This is a genomic window from Streptomyces chromofuscus (assembly GCF_015160875.1).
Taxonomy (GTDB): domain Bacteria; phylum Actinomycetota; class Actinomycetes; order Streptomycetales; family Streptomycetaceae; genus Streptomyces; species Streptomyces chromofuscus.
On the sequence record NZ_CP063374.1, the window covers coordinates 7201802 to 7218977 of the forward strand.

At 70.8% G+C, this 17176-nt stretch carries 12 protein-coding genes; 4 read left to right on the forward strand and 8 right to left on the reverse strand.

Translation table 11 applies throughout. From position 1 onward, the window contains the following. Positions 1–470: 470 nt before the first annotated feature. On the reverse strand, positions 471–1538 hold the full coding sequence (locus IPT68_RS32295; RefSeq protein ID WP_189701004.1) for an alpha/beta fold hydrolase: 1068 nt from the start codon (positions 1536–1538) through the stop codon (positions 471–473). Between the two features lie 347 nt (positions 1539–1885). Here IPT68_RS32295 and IPT68_RS32300 point away from each other — a divergent pair, with 347 nt between their 5' ends. Together IPT68_RS32300 and IPT68_RS32305 are read left to right on the forward strand one after the other, a co-directional pair. Further along, positions 1886–3328, forward strand: coding sequence for an aldehyde dehydrogenase (locus IPT68_RS32300; RefSeq protein WP_189701003.1), 1443 nt, complete (start codon positions 1886–1888; stop codon positions 3326–3328). Between the two features lie 200 nt (positions 3329–3528). Then, the gene (locus IPT68_RS32305; protein ID WP_189701002.1) at positions 3529–4353 is read left to right on the forward strand and encodes an oxidoreductase; all 825 of its coding nucleotides are present in this window, start codon (positions 3529–3531) and stop codon (positions 4351–4353) included. 24 nt (positions 4354–4377) lie between these two features. Here IPT68_RS32305 and IPT68_RS34460 read toward each other — a convergent pair whose 3' ends face one another. Continuing rightward, positions 4378–4977: a HAMP domain-containing protein gene (locus tag IPT68_RS34460; protein ID WP_228040070.1), complete on the reverse strand. Its 600-nt coding sequence runs from the start codon at positions 4975–4977 to the stop codon at positions 4378–4380. Positions 4978–5374: 397 nt separating this feature from the next. Here IPT68_RS34460 and IPT68_RS32315 point away from each other — a divergent pair, with 397 nt between their 5' ends. Continuing rightward, entirely contained in the window at positions 5375–5536 is a 162-nt protein-coding gene (locus tag IPT68_RS32315) for a hypothetical protein (protein ID WP_189701101.1), read from the forward strand. Between the two features lie 72 nt (positions 5537–5608). Here the strand turns inward: IPT68_RS32315 and IPT68_RS32320 are convergent, their stop codons facing one another. From IPT68_RS32320 to IPT68_RS32345, 6 genes are all read right to left on the reverse strand, one after another. Then, positions 5609–7771, reverse strand: a complete 2163-nt coding sequence (locus IPT68_RS32320) for an alpha-galactosidase (protein WP_189701001.1) — start codon at positions 7769–7771, stop codon at positions 5609–5611. Further along, the gene (locus IPT68_RS32325; RefSeq protein ID WP_189701000.1) at positions 7768–8577 is read right to left on the reverse strand and encodes a DeoR/GlpR family DNA-binding transcription regulator; all 810 of its coding nucleotides are present in this window, start codon (positions 8575–8577) and stop codon (positions 7768–7770) included. Before IPT68_RS32325 ends, IPT68_RS32320 begins: the two co-directional genes overlap by 4 nt. A gap of 4 nt (positions 8578–8581) precedes the next feature. Continuing rightward, a complete protein-coding gene (locus IPT68_RS32330; RefSeq protein ID WP_189700999.1) occupies positions 8582–10621 on the reverse strand; it encodes a beta-galactosidase in 2040 nt (679 codons plus the stop codon). After that, a complete protein-coding gene (locus IPT68_RS32335) occupies positions 10618–11529 on the reverse strand; it encodes a carbohydrate ABC transporter permease (protein ID WP_189700998.1) in 912 nt (303 codons plus the stop codon). Before IPT68_RS32335 ends, IPT68_RS32330 begins: the two co-directional genes overlap by 4 nt. Further along, entirely contained in the window at positions 11526–12473 is a 948-nt protein-coding gene (locus tag IPT68_RS32340; RefSeq protein WP_189700997.1) for a carbohydrate ABC transporter permease, read from the reverse strand. The genes IPT68_RS32335 and IPT68_RS32340 overlap by 4 nt, the downstream gene beginning before the upstream one ends. Positions 12474–12586: 113 nt before the next feature. After that, complete coding sequence (locus IPT68_RS32345) at positions 12587–13951, reverse strand: ABC transporter substrate-binding protein (RefSeq protein ID WP_189700996.1); 1365 nt, start codon at positions 13949–13951, stop codon at positions 12587–12589. Positions 13952–14767: 816 nt separating this feature from the next. Between IPT68_RS32345 and IPT68_RS32350 the strand changes: the two genes are divergently transcribed. After that, the gene (locus tag IPT68_RS32350; protein WP_229818480.1) at positions 14768–17152 is read left to right on the forward strand and encodes an ATP-binding SpoIIE family protein phosphatase; all 2385 of its coding nucleotides are present in this window, start codon (positions 14768–14770) and stop codon (positions 17150–17152) included. Positions 17153–17176 lie beyond the last annotated feature (24 nt).

Genomic DNA, 17176 nt, shown 5'->3' on the forward strand with positions numbered 1-17176 from the left:
CCGGCTGGGGCCGTCGGCGAAGGCGCCGTGTTCCAGGACGGTCGTCGGCTTGGCGTGCCGGTCGGCCTTGGCGGTGCTCGGGGGACGCCGCGGGCCGTGCCGCTGAGGGTGAGAGCGCCGACCGCGAGGCCGGCCGTGAGGGCGTGACGAGGGTGACTGACTGACAGCCACCCTCGTCCCCCCTGCTCTGACGTGGGGCGAATCCGTCAGAGTCGATCATCACCTCTCGAACAGGTGATGCGTGAGCGGTTGCGACGCATGCAGAGGAGGGTCCCTGTCGGCGGGCGGGTGCTCCTGAGCACGCGGGGTGGTGACCGAGGCGAAGCCGGCGGGGGAGCACCCGGGCAGGGGCTCGGCGCGGATCAGCCCGGGGAATGCGGCTGTCTCCGCGCGAGCGGCCCGCCCGGATCACGGGCGGCAGATGGCCCTCAGCGGCGCGTGAGGCGTGGCCGGGCCGAGGGCGAGCGTGCTCAGAGGTGATCGGCGTCGACCACTGCCTGGGCGAAGGTGCTGGGCGCCTCCTGCGGCAGGTTGTGCCCGATGTTCGCGACGGTGCGGTGCGAGTAGGGGCCGGTGAAGTAGTTGCGGTAGGACGAGCCGTCGCCGGGCGGGGTGAAGGGGTCGAGGGCGGCGTCGAGGGTGACCGTGGGGACGTGAATGGAGGGCCGGGCGGCGAGCAGCTTCTCGTACCGGTCGTAGCGGGCCTGCCCGTCGACCAGGCCGATGCGCCAGCGGTAGTTGAACAGGACGATGGCGGCGTAGTCGGGGTTCTTGAAGGCCTCGGCGGTGCGCTCGTAGGTGGCGTCGTCGAAGTCCCAGTTGGGGGAGACGAGGGTCCACACGTAACGGCACAGAGCTAGGCGGTCCTCCTCCACCTCCATGGCCTGCTTGCCGCGCGGGGTGGCGAAGTACCACTGGTACCACCAGGTGTGCTCCACCGCAGGGGCGGCCGGCGCCAGCTGCGCCTTGCGGTCGGTGATGAGGTAACCGCTGGCGGAGACCAGGGCCTTGACGCGCTCGGGCCACAGGGCGGCGATGATGTCGGCGGTGCGCGAGCCCCAGTCGAAGCCCGCCAGCACGGCCTTGTCGATCTTCAGGGCGTCCATCAGCGCGATGACGTCCAGCGCGACGGCCGACTGCTCGGCGGTGCGCGGGGTGCGCTCGGACAGGAAGCGAGTCGTGCCGTGGCCGCGCAGGTAGGGAACTATGACGCGGTAGCCCAGGTCGGCGAGGAGCGGCGCGACGTCGACGAAGCTGTGGATGTCGTAGGGCCAGCCGTGCAGGAGGACGACGACCGGGCCGTGGGCGGGACCGGCCTCGGCGTAGCCGACGTCGAGGACGCCCGCCTTCACCTGCTTGAGCTTGCGGAAACCGGTGTGGGTACCCGGGGTGACGGTCGGCACGGTGGGAGTCTGCGCGCCGCCCGGCTCGTGCGAAGCGGCCGAGGCGAACGCGTCACTCTGCAGGCCTGACAGGGAGACCGCGGCCGCGCCGGTGCCCAGACCGACGGCCTTGCTGAAGGTGCGCCTGTTGATCATGTGAAACCTCCGTCGTGTGGTGTCCGCTGAGCGGGAATCACCGGGGGCGCTGTGGCGCGATGACCCTCGCACAGCATTCGTCACCAGTCAAACAGGTGACGCACAAGCGTGTGAAGCGACGGGCCGGGCGTGGCCGATGTCCTTGTGGATATCCACTCTGACCCCTGGCGAAATCGGACACATCAGTCATATGACGGCCCGCTCGTCCAGGAGCGACGCCGATGAGGTGAGTGGAGGGATTTTTGCATCGCTTATGTGCATCTAACAGTTACAAGTGCTACGTTCATGAGACAGTTCAACGGGCGAGAGGTCCGAACGAATTCGTGAGTGCGGAAGTGAGAAAGCGCATGATCACCTACGACCGGCTTTTCATCGGTGGCTCCTGGGTCGAGCCGAGCGACCCCGAGCTGCTCGACATCACGTCGCCGCACGACCAGTCGGTGATCGCCCGCGCCGCCCAGGCGCAGCCGGCGGACATCGACCGAGCGGTCGCCGCGGCGCGCAAGTCCTTCGAGGAGGGCGGGTGGCGGCCGGCCCCGCCCGCGGAGCGCATCGCGGTCATACGGCGGTTCAACGCGCTGCGCGAGGAGAACGCCGAGAAGGTCGCCCACCTGATCTCGCTGGAGAACGGCTCGGCCGGCTGGTTCACCCGCGCCGGGCAGTCGGGCCTGACCCGCCAGGCCAACGCCTACCTGAAGGCGGCGGAGGAGTTCCGCTGGGAGGAGACCCTGGTGCCCTCCGACCCGGCGTCCCCGGTACGCAGCGTGGTGCGCCGTGAGGCGATCGGCGTGGTGGCCGCGGTGATCCCGTGGAACTCGCCGTTCTCCTCGGCGAGCGCCAAGATCCTCCCGGCCCTCCTGGCCGGCAACTCCGTGATCCTGAAGGTCTCTCCGGAGAACTCGCCGAGCATGGGCTTCCTGGCCGAGCTGCTGGAGCGGGTCGGTCTGCCCGAGGGCGTCATCAGCGTCCTGCCCGCGGACCGGGAGACCAGCGAGTACCTGGTCTCGCACCGGGACGTCGACAAGATCGCCTTCACCGGCTCCACCCGGGCCGGCCGCCGCATCGCCTCCATCGCGGGCGAGCAGCTCAAGCGGGTCAGCCTGGAACTGGGCGGCAAGTCCGCCATGATCATCCTGCCCGACGCCGACATCGAGAAGGCCGTCGCGGGGGTGAGGTTCGGCTCGCTGCTCAACAACGGCGAGGCGTGCATCGCCCAGACCCGCATCCTCGCCCCGCGCAGCCGGTACGAGGAAGTCGTGGCCGGACTGAAGGAACTGGTGGAGTCGCTGAAGGTCGGCGACCCGAACGACCCCGACACCTTCATCGGCCCGATGATCCGCCCCAACCAGCAGCAGCGGGTGCGACACTACATCCAGCTGGGCATCGAGGAGGGCGCCCGCCTCGTCACCGGCGGCCCGCAGATCCCCGAGGGCCTGGAGAAGGGCAACTACGTCACGCCCACTCTCTTCGCCGACGTCGACAACTCCATGCGGATCGCACAGGAGGAGATCTTCGGCCCGGTCCTGGTCGTCATCCCCTACGACGACGAGGACGACGCCGTCCGCATCGCCAACGACTCCGAGTACGGCCTCTCCGGCGGCGTCTGGTCCGCCCACGAGGAGCACGCCCTCGCCGTCGCCCGCCGTGTCCGCACCGGCACCGTCACGGTCAACGGCGCCTCGGTCGCCTTCGACGGCCCGTTCGGCGGGTTCAAGGCCAGCGGAATCGGCCGCGAGTACGGCGCGGTCGGCCTCGGCGGCTACACCGAGTACAAGACGATCACCCTCTGACCCGGCTCGGGGCGCACTGGAGGCGTACGAGAGGCGTACTAGAGGAGACGCGCGAGAGGAGACGCGCGAGAGGCGCACGCAAGGCCCGTGGGACCACCTCGTGCGCGCCTGTCGCGGTCGCCGGGAGACGGCGTGCGGGGCTGAGACCACCGCGTCCGAACCCACCGAATCCACCGAGCCCACAAGAATCCGAGGCACTCATGAGCAAGACCTGGCTGATCACGGGCAGTTCCCGCGGACTGGGCCGGACCCTCGCCGAGACCGTCCTCGAGGACGGTCACCGTCTGATCGCCACCGCGCGTCGGACCGAATCGCTGAACGACCTCGTCGAAACGTACGGCGACCGGGTCAGGGCGGTCACCCTGGACGTCACCGATGCCGCCGCCGCGCGGCGGGCGGTGCGGGCGGCCGTCGAGTCCTTCGGGCGTCTGGACGTCGTGGTGAACAATGCCGGATACGCCGACATGGCCGCCGTCGAGGACATGTCCGAGCGGGCCTTCCGCGACCAGATCGACGCCAACCTCTTCGGCGTCGTCAACGTCACCCGGGCCGCCCTGCCCGTTCTGCGTGAGCAGGGCTCCGGTCACATCATCCAGATCTCCTCCGTCGGCGGACGCGTGGGCGTCCCCGGCCTGAGTGCCTACCAGGCCGCCAAGTGGGCGGTCGGCGGCTTCTCCGAGGTCCTGGCCCAGGAGGTCGCCCCCCTCGGCATCAAGGTCACCGTCGCCGAACCCGGCGGCATGCGCACCGACTGGGCCGGCTCCTCCATGGAGACCCCACCGGTCAGCGAGCCCTACCGGGACGTCGTCGGCGGTGCCGTGGCCGCGATCCGCGGGGCCCACGGCAAGCAGCCCGGCGACCCGGAGCGCATCTCCCGCATCCTCCTGGACGTCGTGGAGGCCGAGCGGCCCCCGCTGCGCCTGCTGCTGGGCAAGGACGCCGTCGCCGTCGCGCGGGACATGGCCGACCGGCTCGCCGCCCAGGACGCCCAGTGGCGCGAGGTCAGCGAGTCCGCGTCCGTATGACCGGTCGGGTGTCCGGCTCGCCGGTCACGGCGTTCGGCGCGCGTGGACGGCCCACGGCAACGTCGCTGCTGCTCGTGGCGCCGCACCGCGTCCCGCAGCGCCGCCCGGGACCCGAAGGGCGCGCAGGCGTGCGGCCGCCTCCGCGCGCCGGTCGGTGCGGACCGCGGCCTCCCACCCGTTCGAAGGACGCCCACGGCACGTGCGCGACGTACGGCTCACCAGGCGTTGCTGCGCCCCGTCGTGCAGGTCCCGGGCCGTACGCCGGTGCACGGCCTCGGTGCTCTCCATGATGCGCCGACGACTGTCCTGGAGGGAGGCGGGCATGATGTTGAACGAGGTGCCCAGCGCCCCGATCTCGGCCACCTTGCTGGGCGGCACCCGCACACCGAGGTCGCCGCCGGCCAGTTCCTGCGCCGCTGCCGCTGCCGCTGCCGCTGCCGCTGCCGCTGCCGCTGCCGCCGCCCCGCGCACCGGCCGGACCACCGCCCGGTGCTGGAGCACCGTGAACCCGGCGACGATCGCGAGCGACGCGGCCAGGCCCGTGGCGGCGGCGAGCACCACCTGATGGCTGTTGGCCCCCGCGGCGTCCGTGAGCTCGGCGAGCTGGGCGCGTTCGTCCGACACGTACGTGTCGAACTGGGCCCGCAGGGCGTCGACGCGCTGCTTGCCCTCGGTCGTCTCCCCCAGGCCGGCGCGGCGGGGTCGCCGCGCCGGACCATCTCGACCAGCGGGATCGAGTAGTCGTCGAGGAAGGACTCCACGCCGCGCGTGATCTGCTCCGCGGTGCGCCGCTGCTCGCGGGAGGTGGCGCTGGCGGTGAACCGCCGGATCTCCGCGGGGAGCGCCTCGCGCGCCGCCGCCCACGGCTTGAGGAACTCCTCGCGACGAGCAGAAGACATGTCCCGGGAATGTCGCCCGGAGCAGGCACACCGGTGCCCGGACCCGGCCGGCGCGCCGTCCGGAACCCGGGGACGGCTGCCCGGGCACACGACTCGCCGCCGTCGAGGTCGGGCAGCCCCAGGTGCGGGCGGCCGCCGACCGCACCTGCGCCCCGACCTGCCAGGGCAACTCGCGCAACGGCAACAACATGGTGGGCGCCCTCCCCGACGCCCCGATCTCCGGGCACTGGTGCTCCGCCCAGTTCCGGCAGTTGATGCAGAACGCGTACCCGCCTCTGCGGTGACCGCCTCGGCTGCGCAGGCCCCGTGCGGGGGTGGCGACAGGCGTCGAGCCTCGCCACCTCCGCCGGTGTGTGTCATGCTCCGCGTTCGGCCCGCCGGACCTCGATCAGCGCGAGGCTTTCCGGATGCAGGGTGGGCGCCTGGACGCCGAGCAGGGACAGGACCCGGCCCGGCAGCTCGACACCCTCCGGTGTCCACCAGGGCAGCGCGCTGGTGACCGGCCCCCGGACCACGTCCCCCGGCGGGAGCGGCGTGACGGCGTAGAGCGCGTCCTCCGCCAGGCCGGGCAGGCGCACGCGGCCCGTCGGCACCTGCACGCTCGTTGCCTTCTGCACCACCGCGTACACGGCGTGGGACCGGTCGGGGGCGACAACGCCGTGCACGTGCACCGCGGGGTCGTGGTGGTCGCCGTGGACGACTGTTCCGCGGTGCAGCAGCGGCCGGAGACGCTTGTGGGTCTCGATCCACTCGGCGAGCCGGCGGCGTTCCTCGGGCGTCGCCCGGGTGAGGTCCCACTCGATGCCCATGTGGCCGAAGAGCGCGGTACCGGCACGGAAGTCGAGGCCGTGCGTACGGCCCGTGGTGTGCGAGCCGGGGGCGCCGACGTGCGCGCCCATCAGTTCCGGAGGCAGCAGCATCCCCGTCCAGAGCTGGATCTGCTGCCGCTCCAGGGCGTCGATGCAGTCGCTCGTCCACACCCGGTCGCTGCGTTCGAGGATGCCGAGGTCCACTCGGGCGCCGCCCGACGAGCAGGACTCGATCTCCAGCCCGGGGTGGCGCCGGCGCAGCTCGTCCATCAGCGCGTACACGGCGGTGGTCTGGGCGTGCACGCCGCCGACGCCGTACGGGCCGCTGCCCGCGTCGACGAGGTCGCGGTTGTGGTCCCATTTGAGATAGTCGACGGCGTACTCGCCGACCAGGGCGTCCAGACGTTCGAGCACGTACGCGTACGCCTCCGTACGGCCCAGGTCCAAAACCTGCTGGTGCCGGGCCTCGGGCGGCATGCGCCCCGCCGCCGACAGGATCCACTCCGGGTGGGCCCTGGCCAGGTCAGAGTCGGGGTTGATCATCTCCGGCTCGACCCAGAGGCCGAACTGGAGCCCGAGGGAGCGGACGTGCTCGACGAGCGGGTGCAGCCCCCGCGGCCAGACCTCGGGGTCCACGTACCAGTCGCCGAGCCCGGCCCGGTCGTCGCGGCGCCCGCGGAACCAGCCGTCGTCCAGGACGAACCGCTCGGCTCCGACCTCCGCCGCCGCGTCCGCCAGGGCGGTGAGGGTGTCCAGGTCCTGCCGGAAGTAGACGGCTTCCCAGGTGTTGAGAGTGACGGGCCGCGGCGTGGCCGGATGGTGCGGGCGCTGCCGCAGGTGGGCGTGGAAGCGTCCCGCCATGTCGTCCAGGCCCCGGCCGTACGAACCCAGCAGCCAGGGCGTCGCGTAGGAGGCACCGGGCTGGAGGCGCATCTCGCCCGGCAGCAGCAGCTCACCGCCGCCGAGGAGCGAGACCCCGGAGCTGGTCCGCTCGGCGAAGGTGCGGTGGTTCCCGCTCCACGCGACGTGCAGGGCCCACACCTCACCACCGCGGAAGCCGAAGCCCCGCTCGCCCGCCGCGTGCAGCAGCGTGGCGTCGAGGCCGGTGCGCCCGCGGCGGTTCTCCCGCAGGTGCGTGCCGAGTGTGAACTCGTGCCGCTGCGGTGAGCGTTCGCGCAGGTGGCGGCCGGTCAGGTCGAGGATCTCGGTGGCGTGCGCCGGTACGGGGAGCGTGAGGTGCAGTGCGTCCACCGTGTAGAAACCGGTGCCCTCGTTGGTGAGCGCCGCGCGCTGGCGCACGAGACCGGACGAGGTCAGCTCCAACTCCCACCGCAGGGCGAGCCGTGCCTGGTCGTCCACGGCGTCGACGGTCAGGGAGCGGGGGGCCGGGACGCGCACGTCCCGGACGGTGAAGGAGCTGGAGAAGTCGGCGCCCTCGCGGTGGCCGGACAGCCCCGGAGTGCCCAGCCAGCCGGCCGACTGCTCGGGCAGCACGCTGACGGGGACCGGGACGTCGGGGACGCTCGTGCCCAGCTCGGCGTGGCTCGCCGTGGCGAGCTGGGCGAGGAAGCCCGAGCCCCCGGGCGCCCCGTCGTCCACGTCACCCAGGTCGGCCCCCCAGTGCAGGATCCGGGGCAGCCGGGGGCCCGAACAGTCGAGCACGAGGCTCGTGCCCCCGGCTCGGAAATGGAGGAGGTGGTCGGTGGTCACGTGCGTACGCTTTCGGTCGGTCGGGTGGGGGCGGCCGGCTCGACGACGGTCAGCTCGCCGACGCCGGCCTCCAGTGCGTCTCGGGCGTGCGCCTCGATGCCCGAGTCGGTGATGAGCAGGTCGGCCGCCTCCAACGCGGCGATGGTGGCCAGACCGGGCGTGTCCCACTTGGTGTGGTCGGCGAGCACCACGACCCGTCGTGTGGAGCGGCACATGGCCCGATTCGTCTCCGCCTCCTCCAGGTTGGGCGTACTGAAGCCGGTCCGGACGTCCATGCCGTGGACCCCCATGAACAGTACGTCGACCCGCAGCGAGGCCAGTGCGGCTACCGCGACCGGCCCCACCAGGGCGTCGGAGGGAGTGCGGACGCCGCCGGTCAGGACGACCGTCTGCGTCTGCCGCCGGTTCGCCTCCAGGGTCTGCGCCGCGCGGAGGCTGTTGGTCACCACCGTGATGTCCGGGATGTCGAGGAGGTGCCGGGCCAGGGTCCACGTCGTGGTCCCCGCGGTGAGCGCCACCGCGGAGCCCGGAGCGACGAGCCGGGCGGCCGCGGCCGCGATCGCCTCCTTGGCTGTGACCTCCCGGGACCGCTTCTCCCCGAACGCCGGCTCCTTGGTGCTGCCGTGCTCCGCGGTGACCGCTCCTCCGTGGACCTTGTCGAGGTGGCCCTGACGTGCGAGGGACTCCAGATCGCGCCGGATCGTCATGTGGGACACGCCGAACCGCTCGGTCAGCGCGCCGACCCGGATCGAGCCGTGCCGCCGGACGAGTTCCGCGATCCGCTCCTGCCGTTGCCTTGCCAGCATCCCGTCACCGGTCCGACGACGGCGTGCCGTCTTCCCGGACCACCACGACGTCGCCCGCGCGGACGACGGTCCTGCCGTCCGCGACGGTGCCGGTCAGGAGGTCGACGCCCCTCGCCGCGACGGGCACGTCACCAGAGGTGTGGTTGATCAGGAAGAGGTAGGTGCCGTCCGGCCCGCGCCTGCGAACCGCCTCCACCCCGGCCGGGACCTCGGCCGGAGCCGTGACACCGGCATCCCGGCAGACCCGGGCCAGCAGCCCGCGCAGGGCGTCCGCGTCCGGTCGCGTCGCCACGTACCAGGACACGCCGGCGCCGTGGGCGTTGCGGGTGACCGCGGGGTGTCCCGCCACCGGGCCGCCGTACGAGGGGTCCGAGTCGAAGGACACGATCGTCTCGGCACCGCGCGGCTCGACGAGCTCGGTCCAGACGGTGGCCTCCGAGCCGTCCGAGAGCCGCACGGTCTCCGCCTCGCGCAGGGGGAAGAACTCGTCGACGTGGACGCCGAGCATGTCCCGGTACGCCCCGGGGTGGCCGCCGAGCCGCACGTGGTCGTTCTCGTCGACCACACCGCTGAAGAAGCCGACGGCCGCGTGCCCGCCCTCCCGGACGAAGGCGTCGAGCGACGACGCGTCCGCGTCCGACGTCAGGCTGAGGCTGGGCACCAGCACCAGCCGGTGGCCGCTCAGGTCGCTCGACGGATGCACGAGGTCACACGTGATGCCCAGTGACCACAGTGCCTCGTACCAGGCGCGCACCAGGTCGAGGTAGCGCACGTCACGCGAGGGAGTGGCGTCCATCTCCAGCGCCCACCAGGCGTTCCAGTCGAACAGCAGCGCAACGTCCGACTCGACCCGGCTGCCGCGCACCTCGGCGAGCGCTTTCAGGTCGTGCCCGAGAGCGGTGACCTCGCGCCAGGTCTTGGTGCCGGTGCCGCCGTGCGGGAGCATCGCCGAATGCCACTTCTCGGCGCCGGCCCGTGACTGGCGCCACTGGAAGTACAGGACGCCGTCCGCGCCGCGCGCCACGTGCGCGAGACTGTTGCGCCGCATCTGTCCCGGCGTCTTCGCCACGTTGCGCGGCTGCCAGTTCACCGCCGAGGTGGAGTGCTCCATCAGCAGCCACGGGGCGCCGCCGCCCATGCCGCGCGCGAGGTCGGCGTCGAGTGACAGCCCGACGTGCGCTTCGGGGTCCGCGGCCGTGAGGTACTGGTCCACGGAGACGAAGTCGCACTCCCCGGCGAAGGAGAATCCGTCCACCTTCTTCTCCAGCGTGACCAGGAGATTGGTGGTCAGCGGGATGCCGGGGGAGAGGCGGCGCACGATCTCCGCCTCGCGCCGGTGCAGCCTCAGCAGCGCGTCCGAGGAGAACCGCCAGAAGTCCAGCTGCTGCGTCGGATTGGGTACGGCCGCGGTGGCGCGCGGCGGCATGACCTCCGCCCAGTCGCCGTAGCGCTGGCTCCAGAAGGCCGTCCCCCAGGCCTGGTTGAGGCCGTCGAGGTCCCCGTACCGCTCCCGCAGCCAGTCCCGGAACGCCTTGGCGCTGCTGTCGCAGTAGCAGTGCGCGTTGTGGTTGCCCCACTCGTTGTGCAGGTGCCACAGCGCGAGCGCGGGGTGGTCGCGGTACCGCTCCACGAGCCGTTCGGCGAGCCGGCCGGCCGCCTCGGCGTAGGCGGGACTGCTCGGACAGAACGTCTGCCGCGAGCCGTGGGTGAGCCGGACGCCGTCGGCGGTCACCGGCAGCGCCTCGGGGTGCCGCAGCGAGAACCACGGCGGCGGGGACGCCGTGGCCGTCGCCAGGTCGGCGGCGATGCCGTTCGCGTGCAGCAGGTCCAGGACCTCGTCGAGCAGCTCGAACTCGTACTGCCCGGGGCGCGGTTCGAGGAACGCCCAGGAGAAGACACCCACGGTGACGAGGTTGACGCCGGCCTCCCGCATGAGGCGGACGTCCTCGTCCCACACCTCGCGCGGCCACTGCTCCGGGTTGTAGTCACCGCCGTAGGCGATGCCGCCGAGCCGGTCGGACAGCTGCTTGAGCGCGTCGGTCACGACTTCACCGCTCCCGCCGCGAGGCCCGCCTTCCAGTACCGCTGGAGCACCAGGAAGGTGATGACGATCGGCACCACCGACACCAGCGAGCCCGTGAGGCTCAGGATCTGCAGCGAGGGATCGCGGCTGACCTGGGACTGCCAGGTGAACAGCCCGAGGGTGACCGGGTAGAGGCGGTCGTCCTGGAGCATCACCAGCGGCAGCAGGAAGTTGTTCCAGATGACCACGAACTGGAACAGGAAGATCGTGACCATCGCGGGCGACATCAGCCGCAGCGACATCGTGAAGAACGTCCGCAGCTCGCCCGCCCCGTCGATCCGGGCCGCCTCCAGCAGCTCGTCGGGCACCGACGCCGCCGCGAAGATGCGCGAGAGGTAGACGCCGAACGGGCTGACGATGCTGGGCAGGAAGACCGACCAGAACGTGTTGGTGGCGTCCACCTCGGCGAACAGCAGGAACAACGGCAGCGCCAGCGCCGTGGCGGGCACCAGGACACCGCCGAGCACCACGGAGAACAGGAACTCCCGTCCCCGGAAGCGGTACTTGGCCAGGGCGTAGCCGGCCATGGCGGACAGCAAGGTGCCGACGGCCGCGCCGGCCCCCGCGTAGAGGAGGCTGTTGAGGAGCCAGGGAAGGTACACCCCGTCCTGCTTGGCGAACAGCGCCCGCAGGTTGTCGAACAGCTGGAAGTCGGAGAACCACAGCCCGAACGAGTCGACGAGGTCGCCCTGGCTCTTGGTCGCCGCGACGATCAGCCAGAACACCGGCAGCAGCATGTAGACGGCGATGACGACCAGGAAGCCGGTGGCCGCGATCACCGAGAGGCGGCTGTCCCGGGGGCCGCGGGGTGCGGTCTTGGAGGTCTGACGGGGCGCGTGGGCGCCCGCGGTGTCGGTGAGGAGGCTCATGACTCGGCCTTTCGCCCCGTGAGCTTGAGGAATCCGAACGACAGGACGAACGTGGCCAGCGCCAGCGTCACCGACATGGCCGCGGCCTCGCTGTAGTTGTTCGCCGAAGCGAGCGAGTAGGCGGCCAGGTTGGGTGTGTAGGTGCTGGTCACGCTGGTGGAGATGGAGCGCAGCACCTGCGGTTCGGTGAACAGCTGCAGCGTCCCGATGATGGAGAAGACGCCCGTCAGGATGAGGGCGGGACGCAGGATCGGCACCTTGATCCGCCAGGCGATCGTCGCCTCGCTCGCGCCGTCCATCCGGGCCGCCTCGTAGATGTCGGACGGGACGGCCTGCAGGGCGGCGTAGATGATCAGCATGTTGTACCCGGTGTACGTCCAGGTCACGACGTTGCCGATGGACCACAGCATCATCGACGAGCCGAGGAAGTCCGGCGCGGAGCCGGCCTTGTCGAGCAGGTCCACGATGGGCGACAGCCGCGGGTCGTACAGGAAGGCCCACATGAGCGCGGCGATCACACCGGGGATGCCGTACGGCACGAAGTAGGCGATCCGGAAGAAGCGCTTGAGCCGGGCCACCGTCGAGTCCAGCAGCAGTGCGAGCACCAGTGCCAGCAGCAGCATCACCGGGATCTGCACCAGCCCGAAGACCAGCACCCGTCCGACGCTGCCGAGGAACTCGGCGTCGCCGAGCACCTCCTTGTACTGGTCGAGGCCGGCGAACACGGTGGTCTTGCGGCCGAAGGTGCCGCCGGTCCGCTCGGTCTTGAGCAGGCTCTGGTAGAAGGCGTAGCCGACGGGCACCAGGGTGAACAGGACGAACGGCACGAAGAACGGCAGGAGAAAGAAGACGGGCGCCCAGTTCCGTCTGCGGCGGGCAGGGACGGGGGCGGGGGCGGTCTGCGCCGGCGGCGATGCTGTGGCCGCTATGGGGTCGGCGGTCATGTCGTGGTCTCTTCCTGGGCTGGGCTGTGCTGGCGAGGGGGAACGGGCCGCGAGCGGGACCCGGCTGGCGAGGCCGGGGCCGCGGATCGCCCGCGGCCCCGGCCCGCTGCCACCTACTTGGCGACCTCGAGGGACTGCTTCTCCAGGGAGTCGACCGTCTTGGCGTCGGCCGTCCTCAGCGCGTCCTCGAGCGTGCCCTGGCCGCCCAGTGCTCCGGCGATGCCGTCGCCCATGAAGCGGTAGGTGTCGGTCATGGTCGGGCCGAACGTCCAGTCCGTGGTGACGTTCTTCGAGGCGTCCGCGAAGACGTCGAAGACCGTCTGGCCGTCGTAGAAGTCGACCGGCTTCTTCAGCGCCGCCAGTTCGAGCCCGGCGGTGGCCGCGGGGTAGAGGCCGCCCTCACGGTTGAGGATCTCGAGCGCCTTCGGGTCGGTGTTCAGCCACAGCGCGAACTGCGCCGCCTCGTAGGGATGCTTGCTCTTGCCCATGACCGCCGTGGTCGAGCCGCCCCAGTTGCCGGCCTTGTTCTCGCCCGCGGACCACTGTGGCATCGGCGCCACGGCCCACTTGCCGGCGGTCGCCTTGGCGTTGTCACGGATGGTGCTGTAGCCCCAGGCGGCGCTGACCCAGGTCGCCACCTCGCCGTTGTTCCACGCCTTGTGGAGCGCCGGGGAGAAGCCCTGCAGGTCGGTCGCGACCAGCTTCTCGTCGATCATCTTCTGCCAGTAGTCCGCCACCTCGCCGGCGGCCGGGCTGTCGACGTCGACCTTCCACGCGTCGCCCTCCTGGGCGAACATGTTCGCGCCCTTCTGCCACAGCAGACCGCTGAACCAGTTCGGGTCCGTCTGCGAGAAGTGCGTCATGTACGCCTTGGGGTCGGCCTTCTTCAGCTTCTTGGCCGCCTCGTAGTACTCGTCCCAGGTCTTCGGCACGGCTATGCCGTGCTTCTCGAAGAGGTCCTTGCGGTAGAAGAGGGCCATCGGGCCGGTGTCCTGCGGCACCGCCCAGACGCCGTCCTTGCCGTCGGCGCCGAAGGTCACCTGCGACCAGGTCCAGTCGACGAAGTCGCCCTGGGCCTCCTTGACGCCCGCGCACGAGGCGATGTCGGTCAGGCCCTCCTGGAGGCGGAAGCTCGCCAGCGAGTCGTACTCGATCTGTCCGAGATCGGGGGCATTGCCCGCCTTCAGGGCGTTCGACATGTTCTGGTAGGTGCCCGTGTTGCCCGTGGGGGTGGACTTGACGGTCACCTGGATGTCGGGGTTCTGGCGGTTCCACTCGGCCACGGCCTTGTCGACGCCGGGGATCCAGGACCAGTACGTGAGCTTGACCTTGCCGTCGCTCTTCTCGCACGTGGCCTGCTCGCCCGAGGCGCCGTCCTCGGTGCCGGAGCCGCCGCACGCCGCGGTGGCGAGCAGGGGGAGTGCGACAAGGGCCACCAAGGCCCGGCGAAACGCGGGGCGATGGGTCCGCAGTGACATGGCGTCTCCTCTGTGCGTGCCGCTCCGCCATGTGTCCCGGAGCAGCGGGGTGCGCATACCCTGACTGTTAACTGCGTGTTAAGTCAACAGGATCCATCTCTAAATAACGGAATCAAACAAGAACCGTTATGTGCCGTCTGGAGCTCCCGGGCATTGGTCTCCACCTGCGAGGGTTGGCGTTGCCGATCGCGGGACGGGATTGCCGAACGTCGTCAGAAGACGATTCAGCGAATGTGCACCAGCGAAGAGGTCGCTCGCTTGGTGCCCCTTCTTCTGGTTTCCCGGTCGAGTGCACACGGTGCGCATACATCGGAGGGCTGGTGCAAGTGGCTGTGTTCGACCGGCTGAACAGGGGCTGGTGCGGCGTTCTCCGCGCGTTGCTGGGGACGGCCCTCGGCTGCCCCATGGTGCCGATCTCGGTGTGCACGAGCGCATCGCCGCCGCTCGGCGCAGCCGCTCCGCCTTCGGCGCACCCGCCGTTCACCTCGCCGGCACGGTGGGGTGAAAGCGCGTGACCACCCCACCGCGCGGTGGGACGAGTCACATGATCGAGCGGAGCGGATGCGGGCGGCCGGAACCGCCCGGGGCTCACCTCGTAGTGGTCGAGGCTGCGGTCCCCAATGGGCAGGTGATAGGGCGCCCGCGGCGGTCCCGTCGCGGATCGTGAAGGACGGCCGAGCGCTTCGCGGGCCACCCTCGGGGGTGTTCGTGCGGTGAGCCCTCAGGAGGCGTCGCCGGACTCTGTGGCATAGGTGAGGGTAGTATGACGCCGTGGCAAACGTGAGATCCGCCACAGTCGTCATCGATCCCAAAGGGATGGTGAACGGTTGGAGCGAGGGCGCTCAGGCATTGTTCGGGTGGACACCGGCCGAGGCAGTCGGGCAGTCGGCCACCGAGCTTCTGGCCGTGGAGGTTCCCTCCTGCGACGGTTTCGGCCGTCCCGGTCACATCGTGACGGCGCGGACACGGCTCGGTGCGGCTCTGGACGCCGAACTGATTCCTCATCCCTGCGTGGACGGTGACAGCCGTTGCCTGGGCTTCCTCCTGGTCGCGCCTCCCGTGTCGTGTCAGAGCAGTTCTGACGAGGAGATCATCAGGCGCACGGTCGACCAGGCCCCGTTCACTTGCGTGATCTGGGACCTCGACCTGCTGAGCCGGTGGACCAACATCGTCACAGCCGAGTCGGGCCATCTCGAACAACAGGATGAACTGCGTGGTCATCCGCTGGATGACGCCCCTCTGCCACGATCCATGATCGAGAGCATGACTGCCCGGCTGCGTGAGGTGCGGCGGACCGGCGAACCGTCGAGACTCGTCACCTTCGGTCAGGTCCGCGACGAAGATCACGTACGCCCGTGGTCCATTTCGTTCTGGCCGGTCAGGGACGACAACGGCCGGATGTGCGCGATCGCCCACTGGGGCGTCGACATCAGCGCCGAGTACGAGGCCCGCAGGCGACTGATGCTCCTCAATGAGGCCGGCAACGCCATCGGGGGCACCCTGGATGTGGAGGGCACGGCCCGGGAGCTGGTGAGGGCGCTGGTACCCGGATTCGCCGACATGGCTGCCGTGGACCTGTTCTCCGAGGTCCTCCTGGGCGAGGAACGCTCTCCGGGCCCGTTCTCCGGAAAGGTGACGCTGGGCCGTGCCGCGCAGCGGAGCACAGAGGAGGTCGCCACGCCGGTTCCGCGCGGTTCCGGCACTCAGCCGCCGCCGTTTCACGCTTATGCCCCGGAATCGCCGGTGGCCCTCTGCCTGGCCACCGGCAAGCCGCAGGTGCAGCTTCTCTCCGAGCCTCGCCCCGTGCACCGGTACGCCTCCGGCCCCGGACTTGCGGCTGATCCGGCGCACTGGCCGCCCGGCCTGCCCGTCATCGACGACTCGATCCGGCAGGAGGGGCTGCACTCCCGCATCACGGTCCCGCTGCGGGCCCGGGGCACCCTGCTCGGCGTTGCCCAGTTCTCCCGCCGGTCCCATCCGGAGCCGTTCACCGCCGACGACCTCATCCTCGCCGAGGACCTGGCCGCCAAGGCCGCCGTCGCCCTCGACAACGCTCGCCTCTATCTGCGGGAACGGACCACCGCGCTGACATTGCAGCGCAGTCTGCTGCCACGGCATCTGGCCGGACAGGCGGCGGTCCAAGTGGCCACCCGCTATCTGCCCGCCGATTCCCGCACCGGAGTGGGAGGTGACTGGTTCGACGTGATCCCGCTGTCCGGCGGCCGGGTCGCCCTGGTCGTCGGAGACGTGGTCGGCCATGGCGTCCGGGCAGCCGCGGCCATGGGCCGGCTGCGCACCGCGGTGCGCACCCTCGCCGCCGTCGATCTGCCCCCCGATGAGCTGCTCACCCACCTCGACGATCTTGTCATCCACCTGTACGACAGCGAGGAGGGTGCCTTCCCGGACGACCAGACGTCCGTCGGTGATCTGGGAGCAACCTGTCTGTACGCCGTCTACGACCCCGTGACGCGCCACTGCGGGCTGGCGACCGCCGGCCACCCCCTGCCTGTCCTGGTCACCCCCGGGAGTGCCGCGACTCCCGTGTCCGGGCCCGTCGGACCGCTGCTCGGCCTCGGCGGACTCCCTTTCGTGGCCGAGGAACTGGAACTGCCCCCCGGCAGTGTCCTGGCTCTGTTCAGTGACGGTCTGGTCGAATCCCGCGGCCATGACAGCGACGATGGCATGACGACGCTGTGCCGCGCTCTCGAGCAGCCTGCGGACTCGCTGGAAGCCACATGTGACGCCGTCCTGCGAGCCCTCCTCGACAAGGGCGCCACCGATGACGTCGCGCTGCTGATCGCCCGCACCCGCGCCTTCTCTCCCGACCAGGTCGCCACGCTGGATGTCCCCCCTGACTTCGCCATGGTCGAGCAGGCCCGCAAATGGACTGCCCAGCGGCTCGCGGAGTGGGATCTCACGCCGCTGGAATTCGTTCTGGAACTCGTCGTGAGTGAGCTGGTCACCAACGCCATCCGGTACGGTGCCCCGCCGATACAGCTCCGCCTCATCCGAGACCGCACCCTGATCTGCGAGGTTTCCGACTGCTCCAGCACCGCACCGCACCTGCGCCGCGCCCGGCTCTTCGACGAGGGCGGACGAGGTCTGTTGCCGGTCGCCCAGCTCATGCAGGGCTGGGGCACCCGTCATACCCCCCACGGCAAGAGCATCTGGTGCGAACACGCGCTACAACCGTCTCCGTGAGTCCCGTCGTGAGGGGCACCCCGG